Genomic DNA, 12,662 nt, shown 5'->3' on the forward strand with positions numbered 1-12,662 from the left:
TTTTAAGAAAAATTTACAATTTATATTATTTATTCCCAAGAAATTGTCAATAACCGGAAATTATTGATAACCGCTAAAAATTCATTTAATCCTGAAACTCTTTCCAGTCAACACTTGTAAGTTATTCTCTTCCGTCGAACTCAGGTTAAATCAGAGTTTACCTTTAGCACCAGCAAATTTAAGCAAAAGTATCTACCCAATTAAAAAAGAGTTTGATTTGAATCAGTTAAATACTGCTGATGAATTTGAGTATTTTCATCTCTACTTGCTGGTAGTTAGGGCTTTACGACTGTGTGACCAACGTTCCGTACAACTTTAGAATCAAGTATCTGTATTCTCCTGACTTAATTGTTGCTGAAAATCAGAAATTGACCCTGTAGTAATAGCCTCCTCTAATAGCTGATTCAATCGCTCATGCTCATAAATTTGATTGATTTGTTCAACTAACTTAGACGGAGTATCTTGAAATCGGGTTTTTAGAATTTTAACAACAGATTCTTGGAGAGTTTGCGATCTTTCTATACGTTGTACACTTGTTATATATGCCATTTTTTTGTCATCCTCAAACTGCTTCAATTCAGTTTTGAAATTCAAATCCAGATTTGGTGGTAAAGCCATCAGTCGGTCAATTAAATCGAATAACTGAAGAATCTTATCTCTACTATATCCTAACTCATACATCCGTTTAACTAGGCTTAACTTCCACCGTAATCTGCCTGTTAAATCTTTAGTTGTCGCTTGTGTTCGCAGGTGCGCCATCACAAGTACAGCAAAGGGATTATCACTTGCTTCTAATTCTAACCAACGGGGTTGATAATCTAGTAATTTTACAGTAGGAAACTGAAGACTTAAACGACATCCCCAACGTCCATAACTGTATTCTTGAGGTCGCCAACTTGCTTGACTATCACCGAGAATAGCTAAACTCACAACCTCCTGGTTATAGCGGTCAAAAATTCTGTAATGGTAAGAAAACATCCGTTTAGCAAAGCCAGTATCTACTTGACTTTGGATTTCCAAATGAATCAGTAACCAGGTTTCTTTACCATCATTTAGCCAAACTTTAATTAGTTTATCAACAAATTGCTTACCAATTTCAGATTCTCGGATCAACTGCTGGAGTTCTTGGTCAAGAAACTCGTAACCCCGTGTCCAGTCAATTTCTGCTTGAATTTCTGGAAAAAAGAATGCCAGAAACGGCTCAAAGTATTGTTCTACACCTTCCTTCCAAGCACCATCATAATCGGCTTTTACTTCACTCACTGGTTTTTCTTAGAGACTTCCAAATAAAAAAATGTCCCAAAACTGATGCAGAAATTCTCTCTCTGTGTACTCTGTGCCTCTGTGGTTCGTTTCTTAGGATAATTTATTTCTTGGAAGTCTCTTACTCAGATTGCAGAAATATCATAGCGTCTTTCGGTTGGAATAGCCCTCTTCCAGGTGGGTATACACTGATTGGAAGTACACAACTCCTATGAGTTGAAAGACAAATGACACAGCAGCTATTTGTTACCAAGAAATACGGCACTTATGCTGACACTTTCTTGATGTTAGGTTTGGCGCAGCTTGTGGAGTATGCCCTGAAAGCTACTAATCAAAAAAGTGCAATTCAACTTTTAGATCAAGGAACACACTACTGCCTAAAACTAAAACAGACAGTCAATTTAGAACTGGTAGATAAACTCAATTATACCGATCCTTTTCCACCAGTCAAAGGTCAAAAGACTGACATTAGCAAAATATCCCAGGAAACTGAATGTTTTGACACAGTGGAGAAAACCGAAAGACGAAAACTTTACCGGGAGTATTTATTTCAACGAAAAGGTAAACCCCAATTTAACGAAGATTCACCAAAACCACCGCATCCAAGTACCCAAAATGGCGTAATTCTTACTTCCATGCGCCATGACCGCAATCATAACGAATTGTGGTATTTAGGATGGCAAATTAAAGACCATTATGGGGCTTTATTGGTTGCTTTGTTTACAGCATTCAGCCAACAAGCAGAGGATGTTAATAAATTAGTAAATGAGTTATTTACTGAGGCTACTGGACAGAAATTACCAGAAACAGCCAGTGCAGTTAAAATTTATTTACCTACATCTGTCCAAGGTGTGAATCGCATTAAAGCAGATGGTAATAAAGTAGATTCTCAAAAAACCGATTGGTTAAGTTTATGGTTGATTGCTGGGGGTTTATTTACCTTTGGTATCGCCGAAAGAATCAAAATCGCAGAACGAGTTTATGATTGGCGTGTTGTTGTTCTTGAACCTCAAGATATTCAGTTAAGTAAATACCGTGAAGTATTGAATAAGCTGCGTCAATTAAACCCACCTTCTGGGGGTCACGGAATTGCTAGATTTGATGCTGAGTTGATATTACGTTTTTGTCAAGAATTACTTAATCATCATCAAATCATAGTCAATACTGAAGAAGATGAATTTGATGATTTTTTGCAGTCAGTTAATCATTTTGTTAGTAGCTTTATTGGAACTCACTTTGGTTCTAAAGGTCAAGTTTATGGTGTCAAAGAAGTGTTTTCTTTAGGTTTACCAGGTTACCTGAGTTCGACGGAAGAGAATAACTTACAAGTGTTGACTGGAAAGAGTTTCAGGATTAAATGAATTTTTAGCGGTTATCAATAATTTCCGGTTATTGACAATTTCTTGGGAATAAATAATATAAATTGTAAATTTTTCTTAAAAACCATTAAATAACATTACTAATCATACTCAAGATTGTACCAAAGATTTAAGAATAAAGTAGTTGTTTGAGCAAGGAAAAATGGACAATGGAATTAGAACAATTATTTTGTGCAATAGATGATTTCTGTTTGGATTTTGAAGCAAAATTGAACTCAGAACTAATTTCGAGCCAGTCACAAAAAAGAAAAAGAAAAAGTCGCTTATGTTTAAGTGAAGTCATGACTATTATTGTTCATTTTCACCAATCAAGTTATCGTAATTTTCAGGACTATTATCAAAAAAGCATTTTAACAAACTACCACAGATACCACAGATATTTTCCATCTTTAGTGAGTTATAATCGCTTTGTTGAATTAATGCCTGATGCTTTACTGCCTTTAATTTGTTATCTTAATAGTCGAAAAGGTCAATGTAGTGGCATCTCTTTTATTGACAGCATGGGTATTCCTATTTGTCATAATAAAAGAGCAAAAAGAAATAAAGTTTTCCGTGGCTTATCGGGCTGGGGCAGGAGTTCTGTGGATTGGTACTTTGGATTTAAACTTCATTTAATTATTAATGAACAAGGCGAATTATTAGCTTTTCAAGTTACTCCCGGAAATGTTGATGACCGGAAACCAGTTCCTACTTTGGCACAAAATTTATGGGGAAGACTTTTTGGAGATAAAGGATATATTTCTAAAAGTTTATTTCAGGAACTATTGGAAAATGATGTGAAATTAATTACTCCTTTTAAGGAGAATATGAAGAATAAATTAGTTGAATTGTGGGAAAAACTTATGTTAAGAAAAAGAGCTTTAATTGAAACTGTCAATGACCAACTATGGCTACGCCACGCAGGCTATCAAAATATTTCCCAAGTTGTTCATTCTCGTCATCGCAGTATTTATAATTTTATGGTTAATATTATTGCTGGTTTAATTGCTTATACTTGGCAAGATAAAAAACCTTCTTTAAAATTAGATAAACATGAAGTAACTTCTCTACCAGCTTTATTAATTTAATTATTTTCATGCAATTAAATTGTGAGTCCAAAATATTCAATTTTGGATTGTTTTCTCTTGTTTATTTATTGTCAATAATCATTGCTAATTGAGAAAAGCCCGATATAATTAGTTTTCAGGATGATTATTTATATCGAACTCAGGTGAGTATGTAAATGGTATTTCTGGGGATATGTTCAAACATATTCAATCTGAACATTTACACCGTGTTGCCCTTGAATCTGGACTAAGTTTATCTGAGGGTGGTAAACAATTTAATCCCGATAGAATTGGTTATGATCTAGAAAAAAATCTCTCAATTTTCACAGATAAAGATACTGATTTATCAGCGAAAACTGGTAAAGTTCTGCAACTTTGCACCATCAGCGATTTAGAAGGTTTCATGGTGACTGTTAAAGGTGGACAAACCCTCAAACGCGACTCTGTAATTGAATTTGGTGCGGTTGTTGGTTTACCAAATCGTGTAAAAACCCAGAGTTATTTTCATGCCAAATATGGTGTAGATAATCCCACTCCTTATAATGTGCAAGTTAGTTCGGGTTTATATGCCACTGTTCTCAATATTGAGGCTTTTAGAATTGGTTATAACCCCCACAATTTTGGTTATAGCATTGATATTTCTGAACGGAAAAAACGCCTGGATGCTTTACTAAAAAGTGTGCTTTATACCTATTTACAACCCAATGGTGCAAAACGCAATACTAATTTACCGCACCCTGATAATTTTGAAGGTGTAATTACTATTAGTAGTCGGCGTTGTCCTGCACCAATGATTAGTTCTTTAGAACCAGAATATAAAACCCAAATTGACAGTTTAGCAGCCACATTAAATAAACTTAATGGTGCTGAGACAATTCGCTGTTTTAAGTTTGACAATATGGCTGAATTTGCAGATCAGATTGAAATTTTGATTGCTCAAACTCTACCTTGGGATAGTGAAAATGCCGAAGCAATCTCCTAAATATAAAACTTCCCCAACATCAGAAACCGTAACTACATGGCTAACTGTAACATATCAACCTGTTAGCCTATTTTCTCTCAAACGTTCTGATGCTACCAGCATGGCAGCAAGGTCTAATTTAGTACCTACTCCTTATGCTATCAAAATGGCATTGTTAAAAGTGTTGTTAGAAAGTCAGGGAAGACACCATCCAAATGATTTTGAACAATGGATTAAAACTGAATTTACCTGGATTCGAGATTTAATCATTTATATTTGTACTCCAGAAAGATTAGTTGTTAATCGTAATGGTTACAAACTCCGCTATTACGATCAATCCGCAGATAAGGCTGATAAAACTCGTCTAACTCTCCCTATGCAGGATGGTTTTGTATTTCGGGAATGGGTACATTTACAAGGACATCTGCAAATTTGTTGTAGTGCAGGAAACCATTTATTAGAACTAGAACAATTATTTGCCCAAATTAATTATTTTGGTAAAAAGGGATGTTTTTTTCAATATTTACCAGACTTGAAACAAGAAACTTCTGAACCATTATTTCTACCAAATCCTGCTACTGGTTTTACAATTCAACCAATGGATGATTTAGGTGAAAAAACCACATTTAGTCGTATTAATCCTTTTTCCACTGATAAAGCCCAACTCAATAAAGACCGAGTGATTAAATCAGGATTTCTACCATTGAAACTTATCGCCACCAGCACTCGTTATGACATTTACAGAAGATATTGAGACTACATTTGCTGGGATGAGTTTAATCCTTAGACAAGATGCAAAAATTATCAATTCTGTCACCTTAGAATCTTGGTTATCAGATATTCAACCTACACCTGTTTGGATTCAATTACACATTGCTGATGGTATTACCAAAATCATGCCTGTGTTGCCAGATTCTGGACTATATCCCCAACTGATGGAATCAATTTGTCAGCGAATTATTGGTAAAAGCATCACCCTGGATTGGCAAAATAATTCATATCAATTAACAGGTGTTGAAGTTGATTCTAATAACCTTCATGTAATTCTCATTTCAATTTCTGCTACTGCACCATTACCAGCAACATTAGGAAAGGCTATTCATGCTCAATGTTTTCAATGGATTGCTAATGCAGATCCTATTCTAGCAGAGAATTTGCATCAACAAGATACTTTGCCAATGACGATAGGAATACAGTACACTTCCCCGCAAAGAATCCAATTGAGAATTACGCTGTTAAAACAAGAACTTTTAGCACCTTTATTGTGGGGATTAAGTAACAATTTAGGTGGTGAAATTACATTAGCAGGAATATCTTGTAAATTAGGCAAGTGGATAAATATTTATCAATCTAGCAGCTTTGAAAAACTTTTAGAGATACCATCACAAAATGTAATTGAATTAAAATTTCTCTCCCCCACCAGTTTTAAACAGAATCAAAATATCCAACCTTTTCCATTACCTGATTTAGTATTTAACAGTTTATTACGTCGTTGGAATAGATTTGCACCCGCAGAATTACAATTTCCTCAAGTTGAATGGCAGGGTTTAGTTTCTGCTTTTGAACTGAAAACCCATGCTTTGAAGATGGAAGCTGGTGCAGAAATTGGTACTGTCGGCTGGGTCAAATATCGGTTTCCAGACTCAGAACAAGCCAGAATTGCCACTATTTTAGCTAACTTCGCGGTCTTTTCTGGAGTCGGACGTAAAACAGCTATGGGTATGGGACAGGTCAATTCAAAATTAAGAATTAAAAATTAAAAATGAAGAATTTCGTATCTCGTTCCCAGTCTCTGACTGGGAATGCTATCACAGAGGCTCTGCCTCTGCTGTTATTGAAGGCAGAGCCTTCTAGAATTCATTCCCATACAGAGTATGGGAACGAGAAAAACGAGAAAACGAAAAATTACCAATTACCAATTACCAAATAAAATGAATGAAGATTATTTACCATTAGCTTACTTGAATGCCTGGGAATATTGTCCTCGACGATTTTACCTAGAATATGTATTAGGAGAAATGGCAGACAATGAACATATTATTTTAGGCCGTCATGTCCACCGCAATATTAATGAAGAAGGCACTTTTCAAGAAGGGGAAACCTTAATTCATCAACAACAATGGGTCTGGTCAGAACGTCTCAAAGTTTCCGGGATTATTGATGCTGTTGAGGAATACGATGGTCAACTTGTGCCTGTGGAATACAAAAAAGGCAAGATGGCACAACACCTAAATGACCATTTTCAAGTTTGTGCTGCGGCTTTATGTTTGGAAGAACGCACGGGTCGCACGATTACCTATGGTGAAATATTTTATCATGCCAACCGCAGAAGACAAACTGTGGCATTTACACCGCAATTAAGGCAAATGACAGAACAAGCTATAGCCCTCGCTCATGTTGCAAGTCAAAACAAAATGCCAGCACCTATTGATCATCCCAAAAAATGTCAATCATGTAGTCTGCAAGGAATTTGTTTACCCTTTGAAGTCAAACAATTACAACGTCAAGAATATTAAATTATGACTACTCTTTATATCATTCAACCCGATGCTGTTTTAAGCAAAGATTATGAAGCTTTTCAAGTCGCTTTGAAACAAGAAGACGGTTCTTGGAAAAAACAAAAGGTTGCGGCTCAAACTGTAGACGAAGTTATTTTGATGGGTAATCCCCAAGTCACCGGTGATGCTTTTGTCTATGCTTTAGAATTGGGAATGCCAGTGCATTATCTTTCTAGTTTTGGTAAATACTTGGGTTCGGCTTTACCTAAGTCTTCTCGTAATGGTCAACTCAGATTGGCACAGTATGCAGTTTATCATGATCCTGTGCGGCGTTTGGAATTAGTTAAGGCAATTGTCACAGCAAAGATTCATAATCAATATAATGTCTTGTACCGACATAATGAAAAGGATAATCCGCTTAAAGAACGGAAAGTTTTAGTTAAAACTCAACAAAATATAGATCAAGTTCGTGGTGTTGAAGGTTTGGCAGCTAAGGAATATTTTGCTTGTTGGCAAAGAATGGTAGGTAAACAATGGACTTTTAATGGCAGAAATCGCCGTCCACCTACTGACCCTGTAAATTCTTTACTCAGTTTTGCCTATGCTTTATTACAAGGTCAAGTTATGACTGGTGTTCATGTAGCAGGATTAGATCCTTATATTGGCTATCTCCACGAAGTTCATCATGGTCAACCGGCAATGGTGTTGGATTTGATGGAGGAATTTCGGGCTTTGATTGCTGATAATTTGGTGTTGTCATTATTGCATAAACACGAAATTAAACCCGAAGATTTTAATGAAAGTTTGGGAGCTTATCGGTTGAAAGATAATGCAAGGAAAACTTTTTTGCAAGCTTTTGACAAAAAAATGAATGATGAATTTAAACACCCAGTGTTTGATTATCGTTGTACCTACAGACGAGCAATAGAATTACAAGCACGATTACTAAGTCGTCATTTACAAGAAGGTATTCCCTACAAACCTTTATCACTAAGATGACAACACTGTTTTATCTGATTATTTATGATTTACCTGACAATAAAGCAGCCAATAAACGCCGGACTCGTTTACATAAAATGCTCAGTGGTTATGGTAAGTGGACTCAATACAGTGTGTTTGAGTGTTTTTTGACTGCTGTACAATTTGCTCAGTTGCAAACCAAGATAGAAAAACTGATCAAGTCTGATGAGGATTCTATTAGAATGTATGTGCTGGATGCTGGGAGTGTGAAAAGAACTATTACTTATGGTTCGGAAATTCCTAGACAAGAACAGGCTATCATTATATAATTGATACATCAGCTTAAATTTTTGGCAGACCTAGAGCGGGGTCAAAAACCCTAGAGATTCGCCAAACAGCCAGAACCTTGACAACTAAATACTTTCAGCGTTTCATTAGTTTCAGTTTGTGCTTGACCCAAAGCCTGAAATAAGGTTTTTTGAGAGGTCCGCCAAAATCACTCCTGGACTCCGCCCCCAGATTATGTTTCAGACGGCGGGGTTTCCGCATATCTAATCCCCGCAAGGGGACTGAAACATTTTCAAGAACAGCTTCAGGAATGTAAACGCTGCAAGTTTCCGCATATCTAATCCCCGCAAGGGGACTGAAACATAAATACAAGCCGCAGAGAAATTCGGGGAACTGGTTTCCGCATATCTAATCCCCGCAAGGGGACTGAAACTGTAATTCTTCACCCTAGAACCGCATTATGGGACTGGTTTCCGCATATCTAATCCCCGCAAGGGGACTGAAACTCCCACTCTAGCTGGAATACGGCTTTGCCATACTCTAGGTTTCCACATAATTAATCCCCGCAAGGGGACTGAAACCAATTATAAACCGTTGAAGAAAAGCATCATATGGTTTCCACATAATTAATCCCCGCAAGGGGACTGAAAGGTTGTAAAATGCGGATCATAAAAACCATCTAGCATCAAAAAAAATGCCGGAATCAGCCACATCTAGCAAACGTAAAAACCCATCAAAAAACACCCCTTTAATATGGGCAGATGATACCGAATTAGTTAGCTTAGTTTTTGACCTAGAAGTAACTGATTCCACCGCTCTCTACTCGCAATATACCATTGGACTTCATGCTTGGTTTTTGGATCAAGTGCGGCAAATTAACCCAACGCTTTCAGCATACTTACATGATAGTGAATCAGAAAAACCCTTCAGCATTTCTGCACTAGAAGGTCAATTACTGCCCACCGGAAAACAACTACAACTGCAAGCAAATCAGATATATCGTTGGCAGATAAACGCTATTTCTCAACCAGTAGTTCAGTTCTTGAGTCAGTGGTTAATACAACCGCCAACTACTTTGAAATTAAGGGATGCTTGCTTACAAGTAAAACAGATAAGTATTGTTAATCCACCAACTACTTACAACAAACTACTACAATCATCTATCAACCATAAAAACATTAATCTGAGTTTTATTTCCCCTACCAGTTTTCGCCGTAAAGGGCATCATTTTCCCCTTCCTGTTCCCTTCAATCTTTTCCATAGTTACCTCAGACGCTGGAATGATTTTTCAGGAATGCCCATAGAACAAGATGCTTTTCTAGAATGGATAGACGAAAACGTCATCATTCACAAACATCGCTTAGAATCAGTCAAAGTTGCAGCAGGTAAACGGGGTTCTGTCACTGGTTTTACAGGGGCAATTTCTCTGGGATTAACTAAAACTGCCTTAGATAACATTGAATTTACCCAATTATTTGATGCTTTAGTGCAACTTGCTCCCTACTGCGGAACAGGCCATAAAACTACCTTTGGACTCGGACAAACCTGCTTGGACTGGGTAAACCCAGAATCAAATATATCTTCCACAGCGATAACAAATATCTTACCAGAACGCATTGAGGAATTGACAACAATATTCACAGCACAACGTAAACGGATAGGAGGAGAACGCACGGAAAAAATTGCTACAACTTGGGCAACGATTTTAGCCCGGCGGGAAGTGGGGGAATCATTACAGGTAATAGCTGAGGATTTAGAAATACCTTACACCACAGCGAAAACCTATGTTAAATTAGCTCGTCGGATGCTTAAAGATACACAATCCAATGTTTAGCATTTTTCTGCAAAATTGCAATTACCTCTAACATGACAAAGATAACACCACCTTCCAATCTGCTAAAATTCCCATATAGACAGAGGTAGCATTATGGGTCAAGGATTTGGTAAACTTCTAGTGAAGAATCCCAACGAATTAATCAGGCAATATTGGAAAAATTAGTAGTTAATCAAAACTAAATTCATTTACTTTTCATTTACGATCCACAAAAAAAGCAACACACCCTACAACATGAATTTCATAAGCACGAAAATGTTTTATGAGAATCTTTTCTAGATCATCATAAGTGTCATTTGTATTGCCAAATACTCCTTTAATATTGTATACACGCATTAATTGTCTAGCAAATAAATTGTGTGATAATCCTTTACCAAGAATGGTTGTACCAAATAAAACTCCACCATCTTTAAGCAAGATGTTAAGATTCTCAAAAACAATCTCCTTACTCAAGATGTTATTACCAGCAAGACAATGTAATAAATAGTTGATGGCAATAGAATCAAAACTTTTTGGTTCTAAAGGTAAGGGTTGGAAAATATTGGCAATAAGCGAAGTTGGTTTATATCGTTTTATCCGTCGTGCCGTAAATTCAAGACTGTTAGGATTTAAATCTACTAAAGTAATTCTAGAATTAGGATTCAGAAACTTACAATTGTCTAAAAAATAACCACTTCCTACCCCTATATCTAAATGTTGATCAGAGATATGTTGGTTGTAAAATTCGAGAATTAATTTAGTTGGGCATTGCCAAAAAAATGTATTTGATAAACCTAGTACAAACAAATCATAAATCTCAAGAATAAATTTACTGTAAATAGCTGCACCTGGAGCGGCATCATTAGTAATTTCTATGTTTCGACTAACTTTATTATGTTTCATTCTTTTTAAGTGATATTTTTGACCAATTAGCAAACTATAATTGATCATAGAAATCCTATAAGAAAATTTCATAAATCAAAAGGTAGATTTAAACAATACCTTGCTGCAATCAATTCTTTTTACATCCCTTAAGAAAAAATCAACTATCCAGATCAATCCATTCCCGCCCCGCTTTTTCTGCTGCTTCTGGACTGTAATAAAGCTTGCGTTCCCCAAATACCTCACCACCAGCACTAATTAACCGGAACTGCCAACAATGGGCTTCTGTATAGAATACCAACAAGGTAACATTATTAATAATGGTAACTGAATCAATTTTAGTAAACATTGCCGTTTTAGTATCTAAATTAATCAAAACTTCTCCGTATTTAAAAATAGGTTTTTACTTTATTTGAAACATAGAGTATTTATGAAAAAGTAACTATTTTAGGCTAGAATATTATATAGATACCAGCAAATTAAAGTAAAGAAACTGAGGTTGCAATAACAATTATTAGTATAGCATTTTATGAACAAAAATGAAATTACTGCGAATTACGATGAATCTTGGAAAGAAGCCTTAAACGAATATTTTGATAGTTTCTTATCCTTCTTCTTTCCTGTGGCTTATAAAGCAATTGATTGGACAAAACCACCGGAATCACTTGATAAAGAACTGCAACAAATTACAGCGTCGTCAGCAACTGAAAAACGGATTGCCGATAAACTGTATAAAGTTTGGTTATTGGATAAAACACAAGTATGGATTTTAATTCATATTGAAATTCAAAGCCAATATGATGTTGACTTCCAGGAACGAATGTATATTTATAACTACCGAGCCTTTGACCTTTATCATAAATTTGTGGTGGGTTTGGCAATTTTAGGTGATACAAGTTCCACTTGGCGACCTAACAGTTATGAACAAGCCATGTTAGATTGTGAATTAAGTTTGAAGTTTCCCATTGCTAAACTGCTAGACTATGAATCACGGTGGAATGAACTAGAATCAAGTGATAATCCCTTTGCTATCATAGTAATGGCACACTTGAAAACCAAAGCCACCACGGGGAATTTAGCAGAACGGGAACAATGGAAATGGACATTAATTAGGGGACTTTACGAGCGAGGCTTAACAAAAGAAAAAATTGTTAAACTCTTTAAAATCATTGATAAAATGATGTCATTACCCAAAGAATTGCAACGAGGATTAGTGGCTAAAATTAAACATTTAGAGGAGGAAAATCAAATGCCTTTCATTAGTCCAACAGAAGAATTAGCAATGGAACGCGGTGAATTAAAAGGAGAACAACAACTAATTCTCCGCCAACTAAATCGGCGAATTGGTGAAATTGAATCATCATTCATTGAGACAATTCGGACATTGACAATTGAGCAGTTAGAATTACTTGGTGAAGCGCTCTTGGATTTCTCCTCTATCACTGATTTAGAACAGTGGTTAGAAAATAAACCAGAGTCCTAGAAGTAACAACCCCACTTTTCATTAATTGTGGGGAACACTAAAAACTGAGAAACTGGGATTAGAGAAAATTAAATTATTAGGGATAGTTA

13 protein-coding genes and 1 CRISPR repeat array are annotated in these 12,662 nt (G+C 36.0%); of the genes, 10 read left to right on the forward strand and 3 right to left on the reverse strand.

Features of this window, described 5'->3' with window-relative positions:
• Positions 1-321 precede the first annotated feature (321 nt).
• On the reverse strand, positions 322-1,263 hold the full coding sequence (locus tag HEQ36_RS18085) for an Rpn family recombination-promoting nuclease/putative transposase (protein ID WP_168636658.1): 942 nt from the start codon (positions 1,261-1,263) through the stop codon (positions 322-324).
• A gap of 227 nt (positions 1,264-1,490) precedes the next feature.
• Here HEQ36_RS18085 and HEQ36_RS18090 point away from each other — a divergent pair, with 227 nt between their 5' ends.
• The 9 genes from HEQ36_RS18090 to cas6 (HEQ36_RS18130) all read left to right on the forward strand — a co-directional run bounded on the left by HEQ36_RS18090 (position 1,491) and on the right by cas6 (HEQ36_RS18130) (position 10,229).
• Positions 1,491-2,624: a hypothetical protein gene (locus HEQ36_RS18090; RefSeq protein WP_205748585.1), complete on the forward strand. Its 1,134-nt coding sequence runs from the start codon at positions 1,491-1,493 to the stop codon at positions 2,622-2,624.
• A 167-nt stretch (positions 2,625-2,791) separates the two neighbouring features.
• Positions 2,792-3,709, forward strand: coding sequence for an IS982 family transposase (locus HEQ36_RS18095; protein ID WP_290708209.1), 918 nt, complete (start codon positions 2,792-2,794; stop codon positions 3,707-3,709).
• Between the two features lie 130 nt (positions 3,710-3,839).
• Positions 3,840-4,670 carry a DevR family CRISPR-associated autoregulator gene (locus HEQ36_RS18100; RefSeq protein WP_290708237.1) on the forward strand — a complete coding sequence of 277 codons (831 nt, stop codon included), beginning with the start codon at positions 3,840-3,842 and terminating at the stop codon, positions 4,668-4,670.
• Positions 4,651-5,403 carry a hypothetical protein gene (locus tag HEQ36_RS18105; RefSeq protein ID WP_168636660.1) on the forward strand — a complete coding sequence of 251 codons (753 nt, stop codon included), beginning with the start codon at positions 4,651-4,653 and terminating at the stop codon, positions 5,401-5,403. The genes HEQ36_RS18100 and HEQ36_RS18105 overlap by 20 nt, the downstream gene beginning before the upstream one ends.
• On the forward strand, positions 5,381-6,409 hold the full coding sequence (gene cas6, locus HEQ36_RS18110) for a CRISPR system precrRNA processing endoribonuclease RAMP protein Cas6 (RefSeq protein WP_168636661.1): 1,029 nt from the start codon (positions 5,381-5,383) through the stop codon (positions 6,407-6,409). Before HEQ36_RS18105 ends, cas6 (HEQ36_RS18110) begins: the two co-directional genes overlap by 23 nt.
• A gap of 171 nt (positions 6,410-6,580) precedes the next feature.
• On the forward strand, positions 6,581-7,165 hold the full coding sequence (cas4, locus tag HEQ36_RS18115) for a CRISPR-associated protein Cas4 (protein ID WP_053539797.1): 585 nt from the start codon (positions 6,581-6,583) through the stop codon (positions 7,163-7,165).
• Between the two features lie 3 nt (positions 7,166-7,168).
• A complete protein-coding gene (cas1d, locus tag HEQ36_RS18120; protein ID WP_168636662.1) occupies positions 7,169-8,146 on the forward strand; it encodes a type I-D CRISPR-associated endonuclease Cas1d in 978 nt (325 codons plus the stop codon).
• The gene (cas2, locus tag HEQ36_RS18125) at positions 8,143-8,436 is read left to right on the forward strand and encodes a CRISPR-associated endonuclease Cas2 (protein WP_168636663.1); all 294 of its coding nucleotides are present in this window, start codon (positions 8,143-8,145) and stop codon (positions 8,434-8,436) included. Before cas1d ends, cas2 begins: the two co-directional genes overlap by 4 nt.
• Before the next feature lie 209 nt (positions 8,437-8,645).
• Positions 8,646-9,046: direct repeats of the CRISPR family, unit length 38 nt; unit sequence GGTTTCCGCATATCTAATCCCCGCAAGGGGACTGAAAC.
• 43 nt (positions 9,047-9,089) lie between these two features.
• Positions 9,090-10,229, forward strand: a complete 1,140-nt coding sequence (gene cas6, locus HEQ36_RS18130) for a CRISPR-associated endoribonuclease Cas6 (RefSeq protein ID WP_168636664.1) — start codon at positions 9,090-9,092, stop codon at positions 10,227-10,229.
• A gap of 195 nt (positions 10,230-10,424) precedes the next feature.
• On the opposite strand, the gene HEQ36_RS18135 is transcribed toward cas6 (HEQ36_RS18130), so the two are convergent.
• Both HEQ36_RS18135 and HEQ36_RS18140 read right to left on the reverse strand, forming a co-directional pair.
• Positions 10,425-11,159, reverse strand: a complete 735-nt coding sequence (locus tag HEQ36_RS18135; RefSeq protein WP_290708215.1) for a class I SAM-dependent methyltransferase — start codon at positions 11,157-11,159, stop codon at positions 10,425-10,427.
• A 91-nt stretch (positions 11,160-11,250) separates the two neighbouring features.
• Positions 11,251-11,439: a hypothetical protein gene (locus HEQ36_RS18140; RefSeq protein WP_168636798.1), complete on the reverse strand. Its 189-nt coding sequence runs from the start codon at positions 11,437-11,439 to the stop codon at positions 11,251-11,253.
• A gap of 180 nt (positions 11,440-11,619) precedes the next feature.
• Between HEQ36_RS18140 and HEQ36_RS18145 the strand changes: the two genes are divergently transcribed.
• The gene (locus HEQ36_RS18145; RefSeq protein ID WP_168636665.1) at positions 11,620-12,573 is read left to right on the forward strand and encodes a DUF4351 domain-containing protein; all 954 of its coding nucleotides are present in this window, start codon (positions 11,620-11,622) and stop codon (positions 12,571-12,573) included.
• Positions 12,574-12,662 lie beyond the last annotated feature (89 nt).

The organism is Anabaena sp. 54 (genome assembly GCF_017355725.1).
Taxonomy (GTDB): domain Bacteria; phylum Cyanobacteriota; class Cyanobacteriia; order Cyanobacteriales; family Nostocaceae; genus Dolichospermum; species Dolichospermum heterosporum.

Bases quoted from the DNA above. Each gene is read 5' to 3' on its own strand.
- HEQ36_RS18135 (WP_290708215.1), bottom strand. From the start codon at position 11,159: ATGATCAATTATAGTTTGCTAATTGGTCAAAAATATCACTTAAAAAGA.
- cas6 (WP_168636661.1), top strand. From the start codon at position 5,381: ATGACATTTACAGAAGATATTGAGACTACATTTGCTGGGATGAGTTTA.
- HEQ36_RS18140 (WP_168636798.1), bottom strand. From the start codon at position 11,439: ATGTTTACTAAAATTGATTCAGTTACCATTATTAATAATGTTACCTTG.
- HEQ36_RS18095 (WP_290708209.1), top strand. From the start codon at position 2,792: ATGGAATTAGAACAATTATTTTGTGCAATAGATGATTTCTGTTTGGAT.
- cas1d (WP_168636662.1), top strand. From the start codon at position 7,169: ATGACTACTCTTTATATCATTCAACCCGATGCTGTTTTAAGCAAAGAT.
- cas2 (WP_168636663.1), top strand. From the start codon at position 8,143: ATGACAACACTGTTTTATCTGATTATTTATGATTTACCTGACAATAAA.
- HEQ36_RS18145 (WP_168636665.1), top strand. From the start codon at position 11,620: ATGAACAAAAATGAAATTACTGCGAATTACGATGAATCTTGGAAAGAA.
- cas4 (WP_053539797.1), top strand. From the start codon at position 6,581: ATGAATGAAGATTATTTACCATTAGCTTACTTGAATGCCTGGGAATAT.
- HEQ36_RS18090 (WP_205748585.1), top strand. From the start codon at position 1,491: ATGACACAGCAGCTATTTGTTACCAAGAAATACGGCACTTATGCTGAC.
- HEQ36_RS18105 (WP_168636660.1), top strand. From the start codon at position 4,651: ATGCCGAAGCAATCTCCTAAATATAAAACTTCCCCAACATCAGAAACC.
- cas6 (WP_168636664.1), top strand. From the start codon at position 9,090: ATGCCGGAATCAGCCACATCTAGCAAACGTAAAAACCCATCAAAAAAC.